We start from the raw sequence: 25492 nt of genomic DNA on the forward strand, positions 1-25492 counted from the left end.
TATAATGATTGAAAAAAAAAAATCAATAAATATAAGTTTTTTGTAAATTATTATCAATTTTATCTTCTCCCTTTTGAAGGGGAGATTAAAGAGGATTTTGCCTTTTAATGATTAATTGTCAGAAAAATATTGAGTAATGAATTAATATTTTTATTCATTTTTTCTAAATCAAAATTATCAAAATTAGCTCTAATTTCTTTTATTTTCATACTTATTTCACTATTTTGCGCCATTGCTTCAACTTTTTCTAATTTATTTTGTGCCTCCATTAAGTCTATTTCCGATACTTTTATAATCTCAATTAATAATTCTTTTATTTGCGAATAGTCAATATTCTGATTCTTAGCTATATTTGTAGATGACTGTAGAGGTTTATTTTCTAATTTTTTCAGGGAATTTATAACTAAGTCAAAAGATAAGTAAAATTTCTCTGCTAAAGATGGTATCTTTTCAATATCTTCTTGTCTTAATGCTGATTCTAATTCCTGGGCAATATTAAAAAGATTTTCTGCCCCAATATTTCCTGCTGTTCCTTTGATAGAATGAACTATCTCCCTAGTTTTACGATAATCGTTTTTTGCGATGGCAGATATTATTAATTCTTTTTTTCCAATGTTATGGGAAGTAAATTGTTTTAATAATCTTAAATATAACTCCTTATTGCCCACAAGACGTTGTAAAGCATTTTCAATATTAATCTCTGGCAAAGGGGGAATATGTATATCTTCATTTTGGTTGCACTTAAAAGTGGATGAAGATTGATTGGTTTCTCCCGATTGTATTTTATTTTGAGGTAGCCACTGCATCAGAGTTTCTTTAAGTTGATTAGGGTTAATAGGTTTGGTAATATGGTCATTCATACCTGCTTTGAGGCTCAATTCTTTATCTCCCGTCATGGCATGGGCAGTCATGGCAATAATGGGTAATTTTTGAAAATATTCTCCTTCCAGTTTCCTAATTCTTTTTGTAGCTTCTAGTCCATCCATTTCAGGCATAGATATATCCATTAATATAGCATCATAATTTTGTGTCATCACTTTTTCTAAGGCTTCTAAGCCGTTGTTTGCCACATCTATATCAATTTCTTGTAATAACTCCACTACAATTTCTTGATTAATTTCATTATCTTCTACCAGTAAAAGATGACAATTCTGGAAGCACTGAAAGGAAGGATAGGTATTAACCATAACACAAGAACTGTCTTCGAGATAGCTTTTGTGATTAAATACTTCGAGAATGGCATTAAAGAGACTTGATTTGGTTATCGGTTTACTTAGAAAATGTTGTAACTCCTGTTTTTTCTTTAACTCCTCTAGTTCACTGATATGGTGAGCCGTTATCATTAAAATCAGTGGGATATTCGTAATATTGGGATTGGCTTTAATAGCTTGAATAGTTTCAATGCCATTGAGATAGGGCATTTGCCAGTCGATAATAATTAATTTATAGTCTTTTTCTCCTTTTTCTAATTCCTTAATGGCTTCTAATCCAGAATTAACTGCTTTAACAGCAAAAGAAAAAGATTCTAAAAAGCGAGTAATTACCTGACGAATTATTGAGTTGTCGTCAACTACTAAAATGGGATTAGAGGTTAAGTGAGATAGATTACGAGGGATAAGATTAGAATTAGAATTACCTTTGTTAAGATTGATGGTGAAATGAAATTTACTACCCTTATTCTCTTGACTTTCTGCCCAAATTTTCCCCCCCATTATTTCGATTAAACGACGGCTAATCACCAATCCTAAGCCTGTGCCGCCATATTTACGGGTAATAGAATTATCAGCTTGAGAAAAAGGTTTGAATAAAAGAGAGAGTTTATCTTTAGCAATACCAACTCCTGTATCTTCCACACAAAAATATAGGGTTATTTTGTCTTCGGTAATTTGTTGTCGTCGCACTGTTATGACAATTTGACCTTTTTCTGTAAATTTGATGGCATTATTAATTAAATTAGTCAGGATTTGGGATAAACGGAGAGAATCCCCTAAAAAACTGCAATCTAAATGGTCATCTATATCAAAAACTAATTCTAGTCCTTTTTCTTGAATTCTGGGATGAAGTAAATTTGCAACATCTGTTAGGATATTATCCAGTAAAAAATTATCTGCCTCTAAATCTAATTTCCCTGCTTCTATTTTAGAAAAATCGAGAATATCGTTGATGATAAGTAATAAAGACTCACAGGCTTTTTGGATTTTTACTAAGTAACTTTTTTGCTTATTGCTTAAATCTTCTTGCAAAGCAAGGTGGGTGAAACCCTGAATTGCATTCATGGGAGTGCGAATTTCGTGACTCATACTAGCTAAAAACTCACTTTTGGCTTTGTTAGCAGAATCGGCTTCTTCTTTTGCTTTTTCTAATTCTTCTTGTACTCTTTTAATTTCGGAAATATCACGAGAAATAGCCAAAACCATTTTATTTTTTTGGTTAGGAATAGCACTTAGAGAAACTAAACAAGGGAAAATAGTGCCGTCTTTTTTTTGTAAATTCCACTCAAACAAACTTCCTCCATTGTTTGCCGCTTGATGAATATATTTCAAAGCTAGATTATGTGATAATTCTCCGTTGGGTTGACGTTGAGGGGAAAAATCAGGGGGTGTTTTACCGATAAATTCCTTACGACTAATGCAGTCATGTAGTCTTATGGAGGCTTCGTTGCAGTCTATGTATTTACCCGTTTCTGCGTCAATTAAAGATAAAGCATCGTGGGAAGATTCAAATAGTGTTCTATATCTAATTTCACTCTGTTGTAACTTGTTGTATATTTTCTCTCGTTCTTTTACTTCCTCCATTAAAATTTCATTGGTGGCGGATAAAGCCTCTTGGGCTTCTTTGAGGGCAGTTTCAGATTTTTTCCTCGCAATGGCATTACTAAAAAGTTTTCCTGTTAACTGTAGTAGGTTGGTTTCTCCTTGATTCCATTCATGATGATTTTTGGCAGAAATTGCGGTTAAAAAACCGACTACTCGTCGAGAAAATTCGATGGGTAAGGCAATAAAGGATTTGAGGTTAAGTTGCTCAAATAATATTCTTTCGTTGACGGCTAACTCTGGTAAATCCTCTGCCGAGTTAATCATGACTATCCATTTTGTTTGCAGTTGGTTAACTAACCATGAAATTACACGGGTGGATATGTGCCATTCTCTCAAATCTTGATTAATTAAGGATGATTGACTTTGATGGGATAAACAAAAAGTTTCATTTTTTTGATCAAATTCAAAAATACTAATTTGCTCTACTTTTAAGAATGAGGCAATAGCTGTTAAAGCATCATTTATATACTCATCTACTTTTTCTGCTTCTACCATGAATAGGCTGGTGGAAATATCCGAGAGTAATCTTTCTATTTCATTAAGATAGCGCAGTGCGATCGCTTTTTCTTCGGCATTTTCTTTGGCTTCTTCTAATTCAAGGGTGCGTTGTTTTACTTTGGCTTCTAACTGTTGATTAAATTCTTCTAATTGTAGTCTTGCTTTTCTTCTTTCTAATTCCCCAGAAGCACTAGAGGCAAATATTTGGAAAATTTCTCGATTAATAGATGTATTGGGAATAGACTTACTACTCAGGGCAACTAAACAGCCAATGGGTTTTTGATTACCGTCAAATAAGCCCATACCCATATAAGTTTGAGCATGAATGGTTTGCAGTAATAAACTATGGGGATATTCTCTTTGAATATTATCGGAATATAGGCAGAAATTGAAATTTTTTTGGTTGACAACTTCTTGACAAGGAGTATTTTTTATTTGATAGGTGAAGTTATCTTTAAATTCCTGTTGATGATAATAGACTAATGTAGTGGCAGAATCAGAAGTTTCGGGCTTAATTTCGGAAAGAAAAACAACGTCTGCCTGTAAAACTTCGGCTAGGTATTTTACTAGAGATTGGAAAAAAGTTTCTTCTGATTTAAAGGAAACAGCTTTTGCTATATGACGAATGCCTAATTCAACACGTTTGCGATCGCATATATTTGTCACAACCCCTGTGACTTTTTTTAAATTTCCCTCATCGTCATATTCCATAACTTCTTGTTCCGTTTGTTTTGTTGAGGTTATATTATCTTCTATACCTCTAAAACCGAGTAATTTTCCCTCTTGGCTAAAAATAGGTAATCCTTTTGAATCTAACCAAATATCTTGTTGTATAGGCAATAAATAATAGCGTTTAACACGGTGAAAAAACCGAGGATTTTTTAATAAATCATCCCAAATTTCTTGCATTTCTGCTCTATCTGATTCTTCAATAATTTCAAAAACACTTTTACTGATTAGTCGCTCTGGTTTTAAACCTAAATGCTCTTCAATTTTAGGACTTACATAAGTAAAAATTCCCTCTAAATTAACCTCCCAAAACCAACCATTAATTAATTGAATTATACTATTAAAACGTTCTTCACACTCAGTTATAATCCTCTTTTCTCTCTTATCCTTTTCTTTTTTGTTGTCCCATTCTTTTTCTTTTATTTCTCCATTAAGAATAGATGAATTTAGTTTGATATTTTTACAAATTGATAACTCTTGCCAATAGGATATTTTAGTTAATATTTCTTCCCTACATAAAGGCTTAGTCAAAAATTCGATCGCACCTAATTTAAACACTAATTCCTTATTATCGTGATTATTACTTATAAATGCGATAAAAATTTGCTTATTTTTTGAAAAACAATTAGATGAATTTAGGTTATTTTTTAAATCAAAAAAAGACTCAGTAAAGCTAGTAAAAATAATAGGAATATAATTAATTTCTTGTAGATAATTAAAAATATCTTGCTCAGTTTGAAAATGTAAATAAGTAATATTATTTTCCTCAAGAATCACTCTCAAAGAATGCAAAGAATAGTGGCTATTATCTAAAATTAAGACGGGATGAGCATTAGAGTGAGACATTTTGAAAAAGCATAAAAATCCTATTCAATTTACTCACACTATAACAATCCCATTTAAGTTATGGCGAGATTTTAACAAATATTTGCGATCAACCTCAACTTAGTCACACCTTTAGTAATGGAGGCTTTTGGTTTTATAGGGTTGCCTAACTGTGACATAAAACATCATTAAATTACTTAAAATATATTGCTTCTAACCCCAGCTAAAGGAAGAAAAATCATATCTAAGGGCTTAGGTTAACTTACGACAAGGTTGACTGGTAACACTAGCGGTTGGACAAATATGCTTTAAACAAGACTGCCGACTAGCCTCTTCATCCTCAAAAGCAGGAGGCACTTGCCCAAAAACCATCTCACAACTAAAATCATCAAAATTAGGAGTCATAGTCAAAGGAATACCAAAAGACTTTGTAAAAAACTCTTGAGTGGGCAATTTACACATATTCACGCACATTCCCACACATCCACTAGCTTCTAAATAACGACATTTTTTGATATAAACACCGCTTTTGAGTATCGTTACCTGATTATCCTCCGTAACAATTTCTGCCTCTCTAATTTCTGACTCCCCCACCAACCACTCAAATAAAACTGTCGCAAACCAAGCATTAGATTCACATACCCATTTAGTAGGAGAAAAGAGATTACGAATTAGAAATAAAACAGGAGAAGGCACAAGAGATTGTAAAACAATAGCCACTAACTCTTGTTGTTGTTGAGAATTGCGCCCTTCCATTATTTGCATCGACAAATCCACAAAACCCTCATAACCTTTCTTTTGACTCTTTTTCCCCACCGCCTTCGCCATTTTTCGGGAAAACAAAGCAATAAATAGTCTATCAAACCAGTTATCTTTATATTCTGTTTTATCTGTAACATTCATAAAATAATTATCCGATTATTCCTAATAACATTAATCCTATCTTAAGTCTCTTGCCCAAACTTGTTAATATTCTTGCTCGGGTTAGAATAGAATAAGCTAAAAAAAGGTTCTAGGTGGCAGGTTTCAGGTTTCAGGTTTAGGGGAGTAATGAGTAATGAGAGTTAGGAGTTTTTAATTCATTAGACCTCTCCATAAATTATTTTTCGTTGGCTCGTAGTAAGGGCTTCAGCCCTTAAAATGTCTATTATTGGAGATGTCTATTATTCATAATTTTTAATTGCCTATTGCCCATTCCCTATTCCCAACCTAAACTAAAAATCATAATCTTAATTCAGCAACGCTAAAAAACAATTATAGGAAAATATCCAATTCATATTAACTATGACTAATTCTAGTAAAATTGAACCAGAAAACATCGACAATTCCCAAGAAAAAGGAAAAGATAGCTATGTAAAATTAGCTATGCGTAATATGGTAAAAAAAAGAGGAACATCATTAAAACACTTTTTTCTAACTACATTTGGTTTATTAGTTTTTCTTGTGGGAATTTCTTACTTAACTCGTTAAAAATAGAATAAGGAATTAGGAAATAATTAAATTAAAAATTAGTCAAATAAAAGTAAATTAAGACTTAGAAATTTTAGCATTAATTTTACTTAATAAGATACTTAACTCTGGTAACTTTAAAGGAATAGTAAATAATAAAAATATCCCTAAAGCAATTAAACAAGAAAAAAGTAAATTAACACCTTGTAATAATAGACTTTCTTTAACCCATAAAGAGGATATTAACCCATAAAATCCCCAACAGCTAAAACCTGAGATAATAGTTGCCACAATTAAACCTAGAAAGATAACAGTCCATTCTTTTAACGGTAAGCCGTTAAGTCTTTTATTTAAAATAAATAACATAATTATCATAGAAAAAATATTAACCCCAATAGTGGCAAAAACTAATCCTTGGGTTGCAAAGCTCTTGACTAAAAAATAATCTAAAATGACGTTAATAAAGATATTGATAATACTAATTTTAAAAGGAGTTTGTCCATCTCCTAAAGCATAAAAAACCCTTACCAAAACATCTCTGGCTAAATAAAAAAACATACCTATACCATAGGCAAATAAAACAGGGGCAACAATGGCAGAAGCCGAGGATTTAAACACCCCTCTTTCATAAATTAAGGCAACAATTGGTTGAGATAAAGCGACAAAAATTGCGGTTAAAGGTAGCATTGTTAAAGCTGTTAAAATTAAACCCTGTCTAATTCTTAACTTTAATTCATCCCAATTTTCTGGACTTGCTAAACGAGAAAAAATGGGTAAAAAAGGTACTAAAATCATGTTAGAAATAATACCCAATGGAGTTAAAACAATGAAATTGGCGTAACGCATTGCCGCCGCCGCATTTTCAATGTAAGAAGCAAAATATAAGTCTGTATAAACGTTAATATGCAACATCCCAGAAGATAGAGTCGCAGGTGCCATAACTTTAACAACTTCGTTAACTCCTTCTTGACGAAAGTTAAATCTTAGTTTTAGGGTGCTAATACCGCTTTTGATTTGGGCGGTTTGTTGTGCTAACCACTGCCAAATACCTCCAGCTAGGGTTGTACCTGCTAACATAATGCTACCCCATTGTAAGTATTCAGGGGCGTTAATTTTTTCTCCTAAAAACCAAAATAGTCCGCCAACACCCACAACTATTGTTAAACTAGAAAATAGAGGGCTAATACTAGGTAGCCAATATTGATCTGAAGCGTTAAGACTACCAAAGCCAATGCCAATTAATCCGGCAAAGATTGCCAAAGGTGCCATAATTTGTAATTGCAGAATCGCCATTTCTCGCACATTGCTTTCTAATCCGGGGGCGAGTAAGTCGATAAATTTGTCTGCATAGATGATTAAAATAACCGTAACTAAGAGTAAAATTCCGCTAACTAGAGTTGTGACGGTTTCGATGAGAGGGGCTGCGGATTTTTGATCTTTTTTGGCCAAAACGCTAACTAAGGCACTATGAAATGGCCCATTAATGCCTCCCAGAAGGATTAAAAGAAATCCGGGGATAACATAAGCGTAAGCATAAGCATTAACAACGGGGCCTATCCCAAAAGCGGCGGCAACAATTTGCTCTCTGACTAAGCCGAATATTTTGCTGATGAGGGTGGCAACTGCCACGATTCCCGCTATTCCTGCTAAGGATTTTTTCCTTTTTTTATTCACACCATTAAAATTAATAACTATTTGGTCTATTATTATAATGGTCAGGAGATATATAATCTCAGTTCGGTTTAAGAATATCGGATAGATTTCAGGTTGTAGGTGTTGGAGTATTAGGGGGATGAGGGGAGAGGGAGAGGTGGAGGCTTAGGGTGATAGGGGTTGAATATATTCAACCCTGACGGGAAATTTCTTTTTTATCTTAATTCCGAACTCAGGTTAATATAGTCTTTAGCTTAATTGGCGTATCGATTCAAATAAAACTACAGAAACACTGACGGATAAGTTTAAGCTGCGCACATTGTTGCTTTTCATGGTGATATAAGAGGTTAAGTCACACTCTTTTAATACGAATGGTGGTAAGCCGTCTATTTCACTGCCAAACAGTAACCAATCATCTTCTTGATATTGACATTTGAGGTAGTTTTCTTTTCCCCTAACGCTTAAGCCTATTATTCTTCCCCCTTTTTCTTTGGCAAATTGTAGAAACTCTGAGGCACTAGAATGGTACGTTAATTTTACATGAGGCCAGTAATCTAGTCCAGCTCTTTTTAAGGTGCGATCGCTTATTTCAAATCCTAAAGGTGCAACTAAGTGTAATTCTGTTTCTGTAGCGGCACAAGTTCTGGCAATATTACCAGTATTGGGAGGAATCTGAGGATGAACTAAGACAACTCTGGGCATAGTATGACAATGAATAATGAACAATTAATAATTAATAGTTAAGTTACGGTGAATTGTCAATCTTCTAAGCAACAATGCTGATTAATCACTTGATTGATTTTCTTGAGAAAGATGCGAGGTTGTAAAGGTTTTAGTAAATACTCATCAATACCTGAGCTTACTAAATTTTCCCACTCATTTCCCTGTATTTGGTCTTTTATGACAATCAGATAGAGGGGATAATCGGCTTGAGATTTAATGCTTTCGGCAATAGTTAAAGAAATATCTTGCTCTTGTTGTAAAATTACGATCGCAGGATTAATAAGATTAATTCTACTAATGGCTTCTTGAACATCTACTAACCAAATTACCTGATAATCGGCGGCGGTTAATAACTCACACAGAAATGTACCAACTTCCTCATCATCACAAATAATTGCAATGGTTTTATTAACTTTAGATTGATTGATAACATTCTGATTACATTCATTTTTCAGACTATTTTTTTGTTCGTAATTGGGTAAAAAAACTGTAAAAGTTGAACCACTTCCAATAATGGATTCTACTTCAATCATACCCCCGTGTAATTCCACCAAATGCTTTGTTAGTGCTAACCCTAAACCTGTACCAGAATAACTACGACTACGATAATTTTCTAGTTGTTGAAATTCAGTGAATAATAAAGGAATTTGTTTTTTATCAATACCAATACCTGTATCTTCTACTTGAAAAATGGCTTGATGTTGATTTCTCATTACTCTGATAATAACTTGTCCCCCACTAGGAGTAAATTTAATGGCATTATCTACAAGATTTAATAATATTTGATATAGTCTTTCTTCATCGGCATAAAATAGATCTAATTCTGGAGAAACTTGATAGTCTAATCTTACTTTTATTCCCTGATTTCTAGCTATTTCTAAACCTGAAATATAAACAAATTTGCTCAAATTTTCTAAGGAAATTCTTTCAATATATAACAAAGACTTTCCCGCTTCTAAGTCGGCAAAATCTAGCATATTATTAATTAGTTGAAGCAGTTTTCTGCCACTATCTTGAATAATTTGTAAGTATCTAACTTGTTTTTCTGGAGATAAATTTTCTCTTTTTTTCTCTTTCGACCAGTGTAGTAGTGTTCCTGATAAACCAATAATACAAGTTAAAGGAGTTCTCAACTCGTGGCTAATACTTCCTAAAAATTCTGTTTTGGATTGATGGGCTATTTGTGCCACTACTAAGGCATCTTGCAATTGTTTTGCTTTTTTTTCTATTTGTTGTTCTAGCAAATTTTTTTGTTCTTCTAGTTTTTGATAGGAGTTATATTGATATATAGCTAAAGATAAATATTCAGCAATATTTTTAAGGAATTTAATTTCACTATTTTTCCATTTTCTTATAGTAAAACATTGATGAGCAATCAATAAACCCCACAGTTGATTTTTAACGATAATGGGAATAGCAACTTTTGCTTTTATTTCTAATTTCTCCATCATCATTTTTAAACAAATATCCATATTTGACTCATGGATATTATCAATAACTAAGGTATATCCTTCTAAATATTTTTTTTGAAATTCTTGGTTATTATGAAAACAACTTTCTTCATTAAAATTTAGAACTGAGGGAATTACATTTGATGCTTTTGCTTCATAGGTTACGGTGTCTATAAAACTGATATTATTTTCTGATTTCCCTTTAACGGGAACATTTATTTGATATACTAAGAGGCGATCGAGCTGTAATAATGACTGCACTTGTTCAATGGTCATTTTGACGATAATTAAAGGGTCTAAATCCTGCTGAATTTGTTGAGTTACTTGTCTAATAATTCTTTCTTGAGCTATTTTGTTTCTTAAAATAACTTCTATGGGCTGACTTTGATAATGTTCGTTAACATAACTTTCTTGTAGCTCTAAAGGTTCAGTGAGAATTTTGAGCAGAGAAAAAATAAAATTTTGTTTAATAATATGATGATTTTTTTTCCGATGAAGAACAGTTTTTATTGTGGTTAATTCTTCGTTAGAAATAGATAATTCTGATTGACTAATTTCTAAAAAGTCTAATATTTCTTCTGTTTCTAAAGTGATAGTTATTTGGTAATATAACTCATTAATTTGCTTTTCAACTATTAAAAGACACTGTAATTCTTCTGAGATAAAAAGCTGAAAACTATGAAATTTTTGCCCCTTATTTCTAATATTTGTAGTATTGAGTAATTTTTCTTCGTTCAAATATATTGCGCCATGACAATTTTCTTTTACTAATTTTCGCCAAAGATGAGATATTTTAGTAAATATAGGATGAGATATGATGATACTAATTAAAGATTGATTAGAAATAAACATTAATAAGAATTTGTGCCAAGAATTTTGTTTGACCAGCCCCAACCATAGTTATCTATTATTATGATGTCTTCTTTTTTTTTATTTTGGATAAACTGTAATCTTTTCTAAAGATTAAACAATATTTTAGTTAAGATTTTTTACTTATTAAGTAAGCTAATAGTAACAGACTATGAGTTATTATTCAATAGGACTATTAATTTCAACTAAATAATTCCTTATCAAGGAAAAAAATCAATAAAAATGAAAAGATTAAGCCAATAAAATTAGACGATAACGTTTCTTGGTAATTCTCGAAATATCATCTTAAAGTCACAGTTCAATTATAGTATTATTATCCTTCTTAACAGGTTTTCCTTGTTCATCAATGGCACCAAATGCTTGAAAATACTTATTTATTTCTGGGGGAAATTGGGGAAAGTCAAATTGTTTATCGCCATGGGCAATGTCAGCCCAAAAATTTCTTAATATAGGTGCATATTCTTTCGCTTTCTCTTCTTTGAGATTTAGAGGGGGAGAGGTTAACATCATCATCATAAAAGAAAAAGAGCGATCGCCCATCCATTTTTGAGAAAATTCGGCGAAATCGTCCATTTCTGGCAGTTTTGTGATATGATGGGACTCAATAATTAGCCTATCCCGTGTCAATGTAAGAATACGGTAAGGATGAGGGTAGGTGATTAATGAACCAGTAGTAATTTCCTGTATATCTCCATACTTAGCAACATCTTGAATGTGTAAATGTCCTGTAAAAATCAACTTTACTCCATACTTTTCTAAAATAGATAATAAACGAGGGGCATTATCTAACATATACCTTCTTCCGAGAATATGAGTTGACTGTTGAGGTAAATGTTCAATTACATTATGATGAATCATCAACAAGACTAATTTATCGGTAAGATTAGCTAAAGTTTGCTCTAACCATGAAAATTGCTCATCTTTTAAATACCCTTGCTGTTTACCATCTCGATCGAAATTGTTAGAATTTAAAGCTACTAACTGTAAATTGGGTGCAATCTCACAAGTGTAGTCAAGATTTTTTGTCGCACTTTGATAACCGCACTTTTGATAGTAGAGAGGAAAATCTTGAAAAGCAATTATATCCTCATTACCTTTGATGCTAGGTATATCATGATTACCCGGTATCACATACACAGGGAAGGGTAATTTCTCCAATTGAGTCTTCAGCCAACAGTGATTAAGTATTTCCCCATCTTGAGTTAAATCCCCCGGCAAAAGAAGAAAATCTAAATTCAGGTTTTGGAGATGTTGTAAAACTACTTCTAAGGCTGGTATGCTGAATTGAGTTAAATGAAAACGTTTAGCCTCAGCATCAATAGTTTCTGGCAAGGCAATATGTAAATCACTAGCAATAGCAAAACGAATATTCATAAAAATTGAAAATAAAGATAACGTCAAGATTAAGGAGGAAAATTCATTGGCTAGAGTGAGAGTGCGTCAACACGTTAATCCCCTGAGTAGTAAATATCAACAATCTATTTCTTTCCCTGATTGGAGTCAAGTATATTCTAATCTATCCTTGCCCTTTTATCTTGATTTAGGTTGTGCAAGGGGGCGTTTTTTATTACAGATGGCACAACAATATCCTGAGAAAAACTATTTGGGTATAGAAATCAGAGAGGCTTTAGTGGATGAAGCTAATGAAATAAAAACCGATCATAATCTTACCAATCTTCATTATCTATTCGCTAATATTAATTCTTCTTTAGAAAAACTATTGACCTCTTTACCTCCGAATAGTTTAGAATTAGTTATGATTCAATTTCCTGATCCTTGGTTTAAGAAGAAACATCATAAGCGTAGAGTTGTACAACCTGAGATAGTAGAAATTTTAGCTGAATTTTTGAGAAAAGACGGACGTATTTTTATTCAATCTGACATAAAAGAATTAGCAGAGGAAATGTGCCAGATATTTTTAGAAAATCCTAATTTTCTCTCTCTCTCCCCTAACATTTGGTTGCTAGAAAATCCGTTAGGAATAATGACAGAAAGGGAAATTGCTACCTTGAATAAAGGGGAAAATGTTTACCGTGCAGTTATGATGATGAAATAAGGCAAACTAACTGATAATTTCTTGTTAATCTCAAGTTATACTTAGAAAGAATATAACTCGTATTTTCTCACTATTTTTTCTTGCTTTAATAATCCTAGTGTAACAACTAACATGACTAGAGAATCACAAATTACTCAATCTTTGCCTCCGGCAATTCAAAAAGTGTCAAGGAATCTTCAATTGTGGGGATTTTGGAGTTTTTGGTTACAGCTAGTCTTGGGGATTATTTCTGCTGTCACCCTTCTTTTTGCAACACCAGCTTTATTCGAAGCGAAGGAAAATACGAGGGGAATTCAGTTTGGTATTTTTTCAGCTTTTATCAGTGTGTTGTTATTAACGGCAGCTATTGTTTTAGCTTTTCGTTATGGTAAAATAGGGAGGAAAATAGAAAATCGTGATCCTGCTTTACGTCCGAAGAAATCAGAAACGATACGTCTAATCAGAATTGGTTTGATTTTTAATTTAGTGGGAATGGTGTTTGCCATTATTGGGGCAGAAACTCTCGTGGGATTGGCTTTAGCAAAGTTATTAACTTTAGCACCTCAATTAATTAGCCCCAATCCTCAGCAGTTTGTTAACTCTCTTGATTTATTGATTATTCAGGCAAATACTAACACTATTACCGCCCATTTTACAGGTATTGTGACATCTTTAATTTTACTCGATCGCATCAGCAATTAGTGTTGGGGTGAATAGTGAATAGTGAATAGTGAATAGTTGATAATTAATAATTTAAAACCCCTAACACCCTAAGCCCTTATCTTCCCCTCTCACACTATCTCTCTACTTATTACTTCCTTCTTACTCCTACTTATTTATTTCAACATCATGGAAGAATTAGAAAATCATCAATATTGGATGAGTCAAGCCTTAATTATGGCAAAAGAAGCAGGAAATAGAGGAGATATTCCCGTTGGGGCGATAGTTGTTGATAATTACAATAATTTAATTGCAAAAGCGAGTAATCAAAAAGAACTACAAAAAAGTGCGATCGCCCATGCAGAAATTTTAGCGATAAACCAAGCTAATCAAAAGTTAGGCAAGTGGCGTTTAGACAATTGTACATTATATGTCACTCTTGAACCATGTCCCATGTGTATTGGTGCAATCATTCAAGCTAGAATCAAAACTCTTGTTTATGGGGTAGATGATTTCAAAACAGGTGCAGTGCGCACTATTTTAAACATTCCAGACAGTGAAGTTTCTAACCATCGCTTACAAGTTTTTGCGGGGATTCAAGCAGTCGCCTGTGGAGATTTATTGAAATCATGGTTTAATCAATTAAGACAAGGCAAGAGGCAAGGGGCAATGGAAAAATTAAGAATTAAGAATTAAAAACTCCGAACACCTGTACGGGCGAATGGCCATTCGCCCCTACTTCCCCCTCTCCCCTCATCCCCCTATCCCTAATACCTGCAACCTGACACCTGAAACCTGAAACCTCATCTCCCCTAATGCCCTAATATCCTCATCTCCTTTTCTCTCTACCCATCTATTACCTCTTATTCTCTCTTGATTTGATATTGACAAAAGTCTATCCATTGATTATTATGGATTAACAAAGGTCAATAGATAAGGAGATAGATGTTTGATACAAGCCACCCTACATCAATTAAAAGTATTTGAAACCACTGCTAGACTAGGCAGTTTTACCAAAGCCGCAGAGGAGTTAGAAATAACTCAACCCACCGTGTCTAGTCAAGTGAAGCAGTTAACAAAAACCGTTGGTTTACCTTTATTTGAACAAATTGGCAAGCAACTTTATCTCACCGATGCGGGAAAAGAATTATTAAAAACCTGTCAAGATGTCTTTTCCCAGTTAGAAAACTTTGAGATGAAAGTCGCTGATTTAAAAGGCACGAAAGAAGGTAAATTACGTTTATCAGTGATTACCACAGCTACCTATTTTATGCCTCGTATTTTGGGGGCTTTTTGTCAGCTTTATCCCAATATTGATGTTGCTCTACAAGTTACAAATCATGAGCAAATGCAACAAAGGATGAGTAATAATCAGGATGATTTATATATTTTAAGTCAACCGCCAGAGGATATGGATTTAAAAAGCCAACCTTTCATTGATAATCCCTTGGTTATGATAGCAAGAAAGGATCATCCTTTGGCTAGTCGTCAAAATATTTCTCTTGAGGATTTACAATCCTATCCTTTTATTATGCGCGAATCTGGTTCAGGTACACGTCAAGCTGTACAAAATTTGTTCAAGGAGCATAATATCAGTGTTAAGGTGCGATTGGAATTAGGTAGTAATGAGGCAATTAAACAAGCAATTTTAGGTGATTTAGGAATTTCTGTATTGTCTAAACATACCCTTACTACTGCTTGTCATGAGGATTTAACTATTTTAGACGTTCAACATTTTCCCATTTCTCGACACTGGTATATTAACTATTTAAGTGGCAAACAATTATCTGTTATTGCTCAAACTTTCCTCGATTTTTTATTAGATAGAACTCAGTTAATGGAGGTTTAAATATTTAATGAAAAGCACTTATACTTATGTTTTAACTATTCTCTAAATTTACTACTTATTTTAACTCAAGTATTTTTATATCAACATATTTAAGGTTATTTAATAGCTATAAATTCTCTTGAGTGTGATAGAGTTTCTATTATCTATTTATGGTAGCACAAAATAGATAACAATACTCAAATGCTAAAAACAGATTTCTAATTTTTAGCTTAAGAAGTCTATATTTTTTATCTTTATAGGTTCAAGGAAATTGTTATTTTTGAATAAGTCTGATAGCTTATTTGAACAATAATTTTGCTCTTGTTTCATGTCGTTTCTTCAAAAGAAATGAGTTTACTTTTGCTTAAATAGACTAGGTAAAAATACTCTTATTTATTATTTTGATGTCTAGTATAAAATAATTCTTATCCAAAAAGTTGGACAGAAGAAAGAAATTTATGATTAAGTATAGATAGATTTTTAAATACACAATTGCTGTAAGTAAATGATATAAAAAACATGAATTTTTTTAGTGAAACTATCTGGTTTATCCCTTGTTATACCCTGATTGGGGGCTTGATTGCACTATTATGGTCGCCCGGTATCATACGCAAAACGGGATCTCGCCCTGCAGGTTACGTTAACATTGTGATGACTTCTCTTGCTTTTATCCATAGCGTTGTTGCTTTGTACCAAATTTGGGAAAAACCTGCCCAAGAATTTCGGTTTACCTGGTTAGAAGCGGCAGGAGTAAATATTTCTTTTGATTTACAGATTTCTTCTGTGAGTGTCGGTGCTTTGGCGTTGATTACGGGATTAAATGTTTTATCTCAAATTTATGCCATTGGTTATCTGGAAATGGATTGGGGATGGGCAAGATTTTACGCCCTCATGGGTTTCTTTGAAGCCGGGATGTGTGGTTTAGTTTTGTGTAATTCCCTTTTCTTTAGTTATGTTTATCTGGAAATTCTAACTCTAGGTACATATTTATTGGTTGGGTTTTGGTTTGCACAACCTTTAGTTGTTTCTGGGGCTAGGGATGCTTTTTGGACAAAGCGAGTGGGTGATATTCTATTATTGATGGGAGTAATTGCTATTTATCCTTTTTCTAATACATGGAATTATAATTATTTAGCTTTTTGGGCGGAAAACTCTCCAATAGATAACACTTTCTCTACTTTACTTTGTTTAGCTCTGATTTCAGGTCCGATCGCAAAATGTGCCCAAATACCGCTACAATTATGGTTGGATGAGGCCATGGAAGGTCCTTTACCTGCTTCTATCCTTCGGAATGCCATTGTGGTGACGGTTGGTGCTTATGTTATTATCCAGTTACAGCCTGTTTTGGCAATGTCTCCTATTGCTTCTCAAGCAGTAACAATTATTGGGGTAATAACTGCCATTTTGGCTAGTTTGATTTCCATTGCCCAAGTGGATATAAAACGAGTTTTATCTTATCTTGTTAGTGCTTACATGGGGTTAGTTTTTATCGCCGTTGGTACAAATCACGAAAAAACGGCATTAGTTTTAATCGCAGTGTATGCAGTGGCAATGGCTTTGTTATACATGAGTATCGGTGCAATTATTATTAGTAATATCACTCAGGATTTAACCCAATTGGGGGGATTATGGAAAAAGCGCCCCTTAGCAGGTATTGCTTTTTTGGTGGGTAGTTTTGGTTTAGTGGCTTTTCCTCCTTTGGGTGGTTTCTGGATATTACCCCAGTTAGGCAATGATTTTTTTGTTTCTCAACCTTGGTTAGTAGGGGTGTTATTAATTGTTGATGCTTTAACAGCTTTTTCTCTCCTGCGAACTTTTTGCCTCATATTTCTAGGCGACTCCAAACAAATGACAGTGCGATCGCCTGAAGTTTTGTGGGCGATGGTATTACCAATGATGATATTAACGGGGGTGACATTACATTTACCTTTAGTATTAGCCCAATTTAATTTAATTAGTTTCCAAGGAAATTTAAACATTTTCTTTAGTGTTTCGACTTTAATTGGGGTGGTATTAGCAATGTTAATTTATGGCAAAAAACCAGCCGATAAAAGTGTTGATGTAGTGCCTGAATTTGTTCGTAATTTCTTTGCGAATGATTTATATATTCAAGACATTTATAAAGTCACAGTTGTGGGTATAGTAAATGTTACTGCAAAATTAGCTTATTGGTTCGATCGCTATATTGTTGATGGAGTCGTTAATTTAGTGGGTTTAAGCACTATTTTTGGTGGACAAGCCTTAAAATATAGCACATCTGGGCAATCGCAATTATATATTTTTTCTATTCTTTTAGGCTTAATATTTGTTGCCATTATTTTTGGTCTAACTCAGTTTTAGATGTTAGATTTTTGCTAAATATTACATAGTAAATTTTCTCAAAGTAATACTTTTTTTAAAAGTAAGAAAAGAGAAAAAACTAAAGATTTAATTATTCGATTTTTTCTGTGATGCCTAAGATTTTTCAGCAATTATTCTTTTATTGCAACTCCAAATCACTTGTCAAAGTTACTCCTCCTTTAACCGCTCAAAGTTTTTTGGAGGAGTGTCCTCAAATCATTTAGGACTGATATATTAAGTCAACCAATAAACATTATTACAATGCTATCATCATGATTAATTTGTTGTTAATTTTACCAATTTTAGGGGCGATTTTAATTGCAATTTTCCCCTCACAAAAAGAGAGTAATATTCCAAAAAAGATTGCTTTAATAACAAGTGCGATCGCCTTTTTTATTAGTATAATAATAGGCTTAAATTTTGACTATCAAGCAGTAGGATTACAAGAGTCTTTATCCTTAGACTGGCTAACCTTTTTAGGTTTAAACTACACCGTAGGTATAGACGGCTTATCTTTACCCTTAATTATTTTGAATTGTCTAATTGTCACCCTGACATTTTACAACGGAGAATTAGACAGTAAAACTCTTAATAAGCCTAAACTTTATTACATCCTCATTTTACTTTTAACTACCTGTGTTAATGGTGCGTTAATTGCTCAAAATCTACTACTATTTTTCATCTTTTATGAAATTAAATTAGTACCAATTTATCTTTTAATTTCCATTTGGGGTAGAGATAAAAGAAACTATGCGGCAACCAAATATTTATTATATACAGCCTTTTCAGGAATTTTCGTTTTAACTGGTTTCTTAGGCTTAAATTTTCTCACTAATGCCAATACTTTTGATATGGAGATGATTTCCAGTGGAGTCTTACCCCAAGCGAAACAAATTCTTTTACTACTCACCATTGTTATTGGTTTTGCCATTAAAATCCCCATTTTCCCCCTTCATACATGGCTACCTGATGCCTATACCGAATCCTCAACTCCTTTATCTATGTTATTAGGGGGGGTTATCTCAAAATTAGGCACTTATGGTTTAATTCGTTTTGGTTTACAGCTATTTCCAGATGTTTGGGGTGATATATCTCCTTATTTAGCTATTTTAGCTGTATTTAGTGCTATTTACGGCTCATTAGTAGCAATTTCTCAAACCGACATCAAAAAAATGGTTGCTTATGCCTCTCTCGCCCATATCAATTTTGTGGTGTTAGCGACGGCGGCGGGTTCATCCCTAAGCATATTAGGAGCAATTTGTCAAATGTTTGCTCATGGTTTAATCGTGGCTTTACTATTCCACTTAGTAGGTATTATCGAAGCGAAAACAGGCACAAGGGAATTATCAGAATTACACGGTTTAATGAATCCCTATCGAGGTTTACCTTTTGTGGGGGGTTTAATGATTGCCGCCGTTATGGCTAGTGCGGGAATTCCGGGGATGATTGGTTTCATCGGAGAATTTCTTTCTTTTCAGGGTAGCTTTAGCGTCTTCCCTATCTACACCCTAGTTTGCCTAATTGCAACAGGTTTAACGGCTGTTTACTTTGTCATTCTCCTCAATCGTGTTTTCTTTGGCAGAATGGAGAATAAGACAGGGTATTTACCGAAAGTAGAATCTTTTGAGCGTTTACCCGCAGTTATTTTGGCGGTGATGATTATTTTCTTCGGTTTACAACCTTCCTTTTTAACTAATCTTAGCGTTAATACTAGCAGTGCCATCAGTATCAATGTGCCTTCAGCAACCGCACAAAGTGTAGCACCGCAAACCGCACTTTTTCAGTAATAAACTATCAATTTTCATCCTGAAAAGGTGAGTTAGAACTTGAAAAATATTCAAATCTTATGGAATTAGGATATTCAAACGATTTAGATGTCATTAATTATCAATTATCAATCATGAAAACAGCAACTAAAATTCCTCCTTCCACTCACGAATTTGCCGAAGTTATCCATCGTTTGGAAGCTGGTGGCTCAATGTTACCAGATACCCCAGAAAATTTAATGCAAATTATCGGTATCTACAAGGCTTATGCTATCCCGATGGATTTTTACTGGCGAGATTTACTCTATATTGCCGAAAGAGTTTTTCTTAATCCCCTTCCTTTCTTTAAATATTTTATTTCTCAAGAATATCTCGATTTACCCAACCATTACGCTGGGGATACTGCCGATTTGAGAATATGGCGGGGGCAAGCTAGCGCTCATCCTGAATTACTTGCCTTCATGGAAAAAGGGGAAACAAGTAAAATGCCTAAATTATTCCATCATTTGATGCACGATCGCGTTAATATGGAGTTTGCTGAGGCTTGTATGCGGGCGATGTTATGGCATGGTAGAGATATGGGTATGGGCAAGTTTGATGCTTATCTCGACAGTGATGAGTATAAAGCCAATGCTGATAAAGCCATAAAAGCCTATTTTAAGGGCAATCCTCTGATGTTGGGTTTATATAAATTGTTCCCTGAAATGTTCCTAGAACAAGTACGCCAACTATCCTATTATGCTAATCTGGGTTTATTCTGGGAAATTATGACCGCAGTGTTTCTGGAAATGTCAGATATTTACGATGAGGGCGGTTTTAAAGGAGTGCCTGATGCAATGGATTTTCTGGTTAACGGTATATTTGCGATCGCAGGTCGTCCCATATATCATAATGTATATATAAAGGGAGAATGCTATGAAATTATCCCCAAATCCAAAGGTTTTACATGGCTATATGAAGCCGCTCTTCCCTATGTAGAAGCGGTATTTTATCGCACTGCCCCCTTCCGAGGTACAAAATCTTACAATGCCCAAGCCCATCAAGTACCCCGGGAACAAAAAGACTTCCATTATGGTATTCTCTATGCAGATGTTTTCCCCGTTGGTAGTGCAGGAATTCCCCCCACATTACTAATGGATGATATGTTGCATTTTCTCCCTGACTATTTAGTGGAATACTATCAAAAACACTGTCGAGGGGAAGATGATATGTTAATTCAATTAGGGGTAACATTCCAACGCTCAATGTATAATGTTACTTCGGCGGTAATCCAAGCATTACGCACTGCCCTTTTGTATCCCCTTGATGACGATAATCCCAAGCACTTAATGAAAAATCGTCAATTCTTTGAAATGCAAATGGATAGATTTAAGCGCCCAGAAGCAAGATTAAGAGATATTCAATCTCAAGATTACCGTTAATACAAGAATTCGGAGTTCGGAGTTAAAGAAAGTAGGGAGTGGGGAGAAAACTTGTTCATCTGAAACCTGAAACCTGAAACCTGAAACCTGAAACCTGACACCTTGTTTTCCTAACTAATAATTTACACACAGTAAGAGAACCATTTTTATTATGCCTACCATCGTTGACATTGCCGTTAATAACGATAACTTTAAAACTTTAGTTGCCGCAGTTCAAGCCGCTAACCTAGTGGATGTATTACAAAGTGAAGGACCTTTTACCGTGTTTGCCCCTACCGATGATGCTTTTGCGAAACTACCTCCGGGCACAGTTACCACTTTAGTACAAAATCCCCCTCAACTGGCTCGAATCCTAACTTATCATGTGGTTGCAGGAAAACTAATGAAAGCTGATTTAGAAAAAGTTGACTCTGTCATTTCTGTGGAGGGTTCACCAATTACTATTGATTGTAGTGATAGTTTTGAGGTAAAAAATGCAACAGTTATTATGGCGGATATTGAAGCAGATAACGGAGTTATTCATGTGATTGATAATGTTATTTTGATGGGGTAGATTGAGGTTTTGGAGTATTGGGGAGATAGAGGAGGCGATCGCCTTTATTTTTCTGTTAAAATTTGAAAATGAAACAGCCCTGCCCTAAATAGGGGGGAGGGCAAAAGTGTTTAATTAACTGACGTTATTTATATTTCTTAATTCTCCTCGTTTTTCCCACCTAGTAATCAATACAACTAAAATAGAATTGCTATATAGCTAATAGTTAATATTCGTTGGAATGAATCAGAATCAATTGGTAAAAAATTTAGATGAAATCAGAAATACTATTCCTACCTCTGTGAGATTGGTGGCGGTAACAAAGAAAGTTGATGTTGAGGTCATGAAATGGGTTTATGAGCAAGGAATCAAAGATTTCGGAGAAAATAAGTTACAAGAGGCGATTAATAAACAGGCTCAATTACAGGATTTAAATGATATTACTTGGCATTTTATTGGGCATTTGCAGAGTAATAAGGCAAAAAAAGCGGTAGAGTCTTTTGCTTGGATTCATTCGGTGGATAGTCTGAAAATTGCTCAACGTCTTGATTTTTATGCACAACAGGCATTGAACGAAAAGGTCATTATAAAAAAACCTCAAGTGTGCTTACAAGTTAAGCCGTTACCTGATGATAATAAATATGGTTGGACCACAGAACAACTGTGGAATGATTTACCTTTACTGCAAGAGTTACATTATCTTAGTGTTAGAGGTTTGATGGTGATTTTACCTTTAGGTTTGTCTCAAGAGGAAACTCTTTCTACTTTTAAATCGTTGAAAGTTTTACAGGAAAAAATTAAAGATAAGGGTTATTTTTCAGATAATTTTAATCAACTATCTATGGGAATGTCAGAAGACTATTTATATGCGATCGAGGCTGGAGCTACTATGATTCGCCTAGGTAGAGTTATATTTAATGATAGTTAATATTTTCTTTTTTCTATTTTAGTTGATATTATTTATTGGTAAATAGGATGATAAATATTTTTCAGTTCTGTTTCTAAATTAACCTGAGTTCGGGATAAATTTTCATCTATGAATGATGGAGAAAAAGGCAAAGGGCAAGGAGAAAATTTAAAAGGACAATGGGCGAAGGTAAATAGTGAATAGTTGATAATTAAGGATTAGGAATAAAAAACCCCGAACACTCATTATTTATTACTCATTACTCGTTACTTATTACTTTCTCTCAACACCTGCAACCTGCAACCTGAAACCTGACACCTACCCTTATCCAATATTCTTAAACCGAACTGAGGTTAAATTAAGGATAAATTGGGTAAATAAGCTGAGTTTTGGAGCAATTTTCTTCGCTATGGTAGCGTTTTGGCAAAAGGAAATTAAATTTTCTTATCCTTGTACTATGATTGCAAAAAATTTCCTAGAATATGGAAGAATTACTTTTAATATAATACTATCTGTATTTTTTAATAGGGAAAGTTGAAAAATCAAAGCCAGAAAGGTCGTCAGTTAGTTTTTCTGAATGGAGGAATTGCGATCGCATATATAATTGCGATTCAAATTAGCCATGCTTTTACGACTCTACCCGGAGAAGTGGCATCGGTTTGGTTTCCTTCTGCTATAACTCTACCGATGGTTTATTACTATGGGACAAAAGTTTTTTCAGGTATAATCATTGGTTCTATTGTTGGTCTAATTCCTGCTTTATCTAGTTTAGATCCTCCTTTATCTTTGATAAATAGTCTTCTTCTCAACACTATCTGTGTAATTGCTAATTGTTTACAACCTTGGTTCGCTAGATATTTGTTGAATAAATTTTCTCGACATCAAGAGATTTTTACTCATTTATCTTCAGTTTTAGTTTTTATCGTTGCTTCTTTTGTTGCTCCTTTAATTTCTGCCATGTTAGGAGTGACAGGTTTATTGATAGTAAATGCTTTAACCATTGGAGAATATCCTCTTGCTTTTATTACTTGGTGGTTAGCATCGGCTTTAGCTCACATTTTATTTTCTCCGCCCATGATAATTTATCGAGAAAAAGAAGTTTTACATCAAAAAGCAAGTTATGGAGAAATAATTATCAACTTAAGTATTTTATGTGTTATATGTATAATTATTTTTCAATTTGCCTATCCTCTCGAATATTTACTATTACCGATTTTGATTTGGGGAGTATTTCGTTTAAATCGTTGCAATTCTAGTTTATTAGTGAGTTTTGTTGCATTTGTGGCTATTACCGCCACAGGCAAGGGTTATGGAATATTTGTCAAAAGTTCTGTGAATGATTCTTTAATGTTGTTACAGTCTTTTACTGCCATGCTTTCTTTAACGACATTAATTTTATCGGCGGTATTAAGTGAGAGACAAATTGCACAGCAATCTTTAAAAGAAACTCTGGAAAACTTAGAAATAAAGGTATTTGAGCGTACCAGAGAATTAACTCAAGCACAACTTAACCTCAAACACGCTAACCATACTTTAAAAAAAATTGCTAATACCGATAGTCTAACTCAAGTGGCTAATCGTCGGTACTTCGATCGCCGTTTACGGGAAGAATGGCATAATATGTTAGTAATAGCACACCCTTTATCTTTGCTATTGATTGATATTGATTGTTTTAAACAATATAACGATACTTATGGACATCCCCAAGGAGATGAATGTTTAATCCAAGTAGCACAAACTTTTAAATCTGTTACCCGTCATAATTCTGACTGTATAGCTAGATATGGTGGGGAAGAATTTGCCATTATTTTACCCAATACAAATCAAAAAGAAGCCCAATTTATAGCAGAGAAAATTCTTAAAGAAATACGCAAGTTACAAATTGACCATAAAACCTCCACTGTATTAAAAATTGTTACCTTAAGCATTGGCATTACCACATCTACTCCTCAAGCTAATGACTCTTTAGAAGATTTTATTCAAAAAGCTGATAAGGCTTTATATCAAGCAAAACAGCAAGGGCGCGATCGCTTCGTAATTTTAGTGTAAATTGAAGATGACTAGAAAAATGTTTAAGTAATAGTGGAGAAGGGTAAATATATTTAAATTATCTTCCGTAAATTGCGGCTAACTCTCTACGAATATCCAGAAAAACATCCCTACGTAGATAAGGATATTCTCCTAACCAAAGTTTATTGCGGGGAATATAAACATCAGTAATTTGAGCAATATTCATAAAATCAGGATCATTAGTTAATAATAAACCCTCTACTGCTTGTCCTCGATTAATAGACTTATAAATTCTTTTGACTGGGGTAGTAATAGTGGCACGAAAACCGCTTTTATCGGCAATCTCCATATTAAACAAACGACGACGATTTTCTACTATAATCACTCTACCTAATTTATCGATCGCAGATTCTTCTTTAACGATTTCTTCAGTCAAATAAACATCTAAAACTTTACCTCGCCAGAAACCACAATAACGATAACGACGAAAACGATTATTTCTCACACTCGCCCAATAAATAGGACTCCACAACCAATATAGCCCCATCACAATACGAAAAATTAAAGAAATATTATCCCCTGCCCGTCCAAAAAATGATCCTAATAACCAGAAAAAAAGCACTCCAACTAGGGAAATAAAGAGATTTTTTAATAATGTAGGAAAATTTGCCCAATAATAAGCATATTGCTTTCCAGTTGCGATCGCAGGTATTAAATCATTGATGGCATCTTGTTTGAGAGGAATAAGCATAATTAGGGTTCGGAGTTCGGGGTTCAGAGTTAGGAAAGAGGTGTCAGGTTTCGGGCTTAGGGGAGTAATGAGTGATGAGGATGAGAGTTAGGAGTTTTTAATTCTTAGTTATTCACTATTTACTATTGCCCTCCCCCCTCTCGAGGGGGGATAAAGGGGGGTTTCTTTTAAGGGGAGACACAGAGAGGTTTCCCTATTGCCTTGTCTTAATTCCTAATTCCTCATTAT

Annotated in this window: 18 protein-coding genes; 11 read left to right on the forward strand and 7 right to left on the reverse strand. The window is 33.9% G+C overall.

Features of this window, described 5'->3' with window-relative positions; genetic code table 11:
- Window positions 1-104: 104 nt before the first annotated feature.
- Together CYAN10605_RS17950 and CYAN10605_RS14845 are read right to left on the reverse strand one after the other, a co-directional pair.
- Window positions 105-4889, reverse strand: coding sequence for a response regulator (locus CYAN10605_RS17950; RefSeq protein WP_015220759.1), 4785 nt, complete (start codon window positions 4887-4889; stop codon window positions 105-107).
- A 231-nt stretch (window positions 4890-5120) separates the two neighbouring features.
- Window positions 5121-5771, reverse strand: coding sequence for a beta-carotene isomerase domain-containing protein (locus CYAN10605_RS14845; RefSeq protein ID WP_015220760.1), 651 nt, complete (start codon window positions 5769-5771; stop codon window positions 5121-5123).
- 381 nt (window positions 5772-6152) lie between these two features.
- On the opposite strand from CYAN10605_RS14845, the gene CYAN10605_RS14850 reads away from it, so the two are divergent.
- A complete protein-coding gene (locus CYAN10605_RS14850) occupies window positions 6153-6338 on the forward strand; it encodes a DUF3285 domain-containing protein (RefSeq protein WP_015220761.1) in 186 nt (61 codons plus the stop codon).
- A 57-nt stretch (window positions 6339-6395) separates the two neighbouring features.
- Here the strand turns inward: CYAN10605_RS14850 and murJ are convergent, their stop codons facing one another.
- From murJ to CYAN10605_RS14870, 4 genes are all read right to left on the reverse strand, one after another.
- Entirely contained in the window at window positions 6396-7991 is a 1596-nt protein-coding gene (gene murJ, locus CYAN10605_RS14855) for a murein biosynthesis integral membrane protein MurJ (RefSeq protein ID WP_015220762.1), read from the reverse strand.
- A 228-nt stretch (window positions 7992-8219) separates the two neighbouring features.
- On the reverse strand, window positions 8220-8672 hold the full coding sequence (locus tag CYAN10605_RS14860) for a tRNA (cytidine(34)-2'-O)-methyltransferase (RefSeq protein WP_015220763.1): 453 nt from the start codon (window positions 8670-8672) through the stop codon (window positions 8220-8222).
- Between the two features lie 56 nt (window positions 8673-8728).
- The gene (locus CYAN10605_RS14865; RefSeq protein WP_041922546.1) at window positions 8729-10996 is read right to left on the reverse strand and encodes an ATP-binding protein; all 2268 of its coding nucleotides are present in this window, start codon (window positions 10994-10996) and stop codon (window positions 8729-8731) included.
- Window positions 10997-11305: 309 nt separating this feature from the next.
- Complete coding sequence (locus CYAN10605_RS14870) at window positions 11306-12388, reverse strand: metallophosphoesterase family protein (RefSeq protein WP_015220765.1); 1083 nt, start codon at window positions 12386-12388, stop codon at window positions 11306-11308.
- 46 nt (window positions 12389-12434) lie between these two features.
- Here CYAN10605_RS14870 and trmB point away from each other — a divergent pair, with 46 nt between their 5' ends.
- The 10 genes from trmB (at window position 12435) to CYAN10605_RS14920 (ending at window position 24552) form a co-directional block, all read left to right on the forward strand.
- On the forward strand, window positions 12435-13070 hold the full coding sequence (trmB, locus tag CYAN10605_RS14875) for a tRNA (guanosine(46)-N7)-methyltransferase TrmB (protein ID WP_015220766.1): 636 nt from the start codon (window positions 12435-12437) through the stop codon (window positions 13068-13070).
- A 111-nt stretch (window positions 13071-13181) separates the two neighbouring features.
- Window positions 13182-13751: a DUF3611 family protein gene (locus CYAN10605_RS14880; protein WP_015220767.1), complete on the forward strand. Its 570-nt coding sequence runs from the start codon at window positions 13182-13184 to the stop codon at window positions 13749-13751.
- Between the two features lie 147 nt (window positions 13752-13898).
- The gene (tadA, locus tag CYAN10605_RS14885) at window positions 13899-14405 is read left to right on the forward strand and encodes a tRNA adenosine(34) deaminase TadA (RefSeq protein ID WP_015220768.1); all 507 of its coding nucleotides are present in this window, start codon (window positions 13899-13901) and stop codon (window positions 14403-14405) included.
- A 253-nt stretch (window positions 14406-14658) separates the two neighbouring features.
- A complete protein-coding gene (locus CYAN10605_RS14890; protein ID WP_015220769.1) occupies window positions 14659-15558 on the forward strand; it encodes a LysR family transcriptional regulator in 900 nt (299 codons plus the stop codon).
- 498 nt (window positions 15559-16056) lie between these two features.
- Entirely contained in the window at window positions 16057-17877 is a 1821-nt protein-coding gene (locus CYAN10605_RS14895; RefSeq protein ID WP_015220770.1) for an NAD(P)H-quinone oxidoreductase subunit F, read from the forward strand.
- A 272-nt stretch (window positions 17878-18149) separates the two neighbouring features.
- Window positions 18150-19664 (forward strand): NADH-quinone oxidoreductase subunit M, encoded by a 1515-nt coding sequence (locus CYAN10605_RS14900; protein WP_015220771.1) that lies wholly within the window; start codon window positions 18150-18152, stop codon window positions 19662-19664.
- A gap of 113 nt (window positions 19665-19777) precedes the next feature.
- The gene (locus CYAN10605_RS14905; RefSeq protein WP_041922938.1) at window positions 19778-21064 is read left to right on the forward strand and encodes a CO2 hydration protein; all 1287 of its coding nucleotides are present in this window, start codon (window positions 19778-19780) and stop codon (window positions 21062-21064) included.
- A gap of 151 nt (window positions 21065-21215) precedes the next feature.
- On the forward strand, window positions 21216-21617 hold the full coding sequence (locus CYAN10605_RS14910) for a fasciclin domain-containing protein (protein WP_015220773.1): 402 nt from the start codon (window positions 21216-21218) through the stop codon (window positions 21615-21617).
- A 220-nt stretch (window positions 21618-21837) separates the two neighbouring features.
- Window positions 21838-22524 (forward strand): YggS family pyridoxal phosphate-dependent enzyme, encoded by a 687-nt coding sequence (locus CYAN10605_RS14915; RefSeq protein WP_015220774.1) that lies wholly within the window; start codon window positions 21838-21840, stop codon window positions 22522-22524.
- Window positions 22525-23037: 513 nt separating this feature from the next.
- Window positions 23038-24552 carry a sensor domain-containing diguanylate cyclase gene (locus CYAN10605_RS14920; RefSeq protein ID WP_015220775.1) on the forward strand — a complete coding sequence of 505 codons (1515 nt, stop codon included), beginning with the start codon at window positions 23038-23040 and terminating at the stop codon, window positions 24550-24552.
- A 58-nt stretch (window positions 24553-24610) separates the two neighbouring features.
- Here CYAN10605_RS14920 and CYAN10605_RS14925 read toward each other — a convergent pair whose 3' ends face one another.
- On the reverse strand, window positions 24611-25264 hold the full coding sequence (locus CYAN10605_RS14925; protein WP_015220776.1) for a DUF8619 family protein: 654 nt from the start codon (window positions 25262-25264) through the stop codon (window positions 24611-24613).
- Between the last annotated feature and the right edge of the window lie 228 nt (window positions 25265-25492).

The organism is Cyanobacterium aponinum PCC 10605 (genome assembly GCF_000317675.1).
In the GTDB taxonomy this organism is placed as follows: Bacteria; Cyanobacteriota; Cyanobacteriia; order Cyanobacteriales; family Cyanobacteriaceae; genus PCC-10605.

Bases quoted from the DNA above. Each gene is read 5' to 3' on its own strand.
- CYAN10605_RS17950 (WP_015220759.1), bottom strand. From the start codon at position 4,889: ATGTCTCACTCTAATGCTCATCCCGTCTTAATTTTAGATAATAGCCAC.
- CYAN10605_RS14845 (WP_015220760.1), bottom strand. From the start codon at position 5,771: ATGAATGTTACAGATAAAACAGAATATAAAGATAACTGGTTTGATAGA.
- CYAN10605_RS14850 (WP_015220761.1), top strand. From the start codon at position 6,153: ATGACTAATTCTAGTAAAATTGAACCAGAAAACATCGACAATTCCCAA.
- CYAN10605_RS14860 (WP_015220763.1), bottom strand. From the start codon at position 8,672: ATGCCCAGAGTTGTCTTAGTTCATCCTCAGATTCCTCCCAATACTGGT.
- CYAN10605_RS14865 (WP_041922546.1), bottom strand. From the start codon at position 10,996: ATGTTTATTTCTAATCAATCTTTAATTAGTATCATCATATCTCATCCT.
- CYAN10605_RS14870 (WP_015220765.1), bottom strand. From the start codon at position 12,388: ATGAATATTCGTTTTGCTATTGCTAGTGATTTACATATTGCCTTGCCA.
- CYAN10605_RS14880 (WP_015220767.1), top strand. From the start codon at position 13,182: ATGACTAGAGAATCACAAATTACTCAATCTTTGCCTCCGGCAATTCAA.
- tadA (WP_015220768.1), top strand. From the start codon at position 13,899: ATGGAAGAATTAGAAAATCATCAATATTGGATGAGTCAAGCCTTAATT.
- CYAN10605_RS14895 (WP_015220770.1), top strand. From the start codon at position 16,057: ATGAATTTTTTTAGTGAAACTATCTGGTTTATCCCTTGTTATACCCTG.
- CYAN10605_RS14900 (WP_015220771.1), top strand. From the start codon at position 18,150: ATGATTAATTTGTTGTTAATTTTACCAATTTTAGGGGCGATTTTAATT.
- CYAN10605_RS14905 (WP_041922938.1), top strand. From the start codon at position 19,778: ATGAAAACAGCAACTAAAATTCCTCCTTCCACTCACGAATTTGCCGAA.
- CYAN10605_RS14910 (WP_015220773.1), top strand. From the start codon at position 21,216: ATGCCTACCATCGTTGACATTGCCGTTAATAACGATAACTTTAAAACT.
- CYAN10605_RS14915 (WP_015220774.1), top strand. From the start codon at position 21,838: ATGAATCAGAATCAATTGGTAAAAAATTTAGATGAAATCAGAAATACT.
- CYAN10605_RS14925 (WP_015220776.1), bottom strand. From the start codon at position 25,264: ATGCTTATTCCTCTCAAACAAGATGCCATCAATGATTTAATACCTGCG.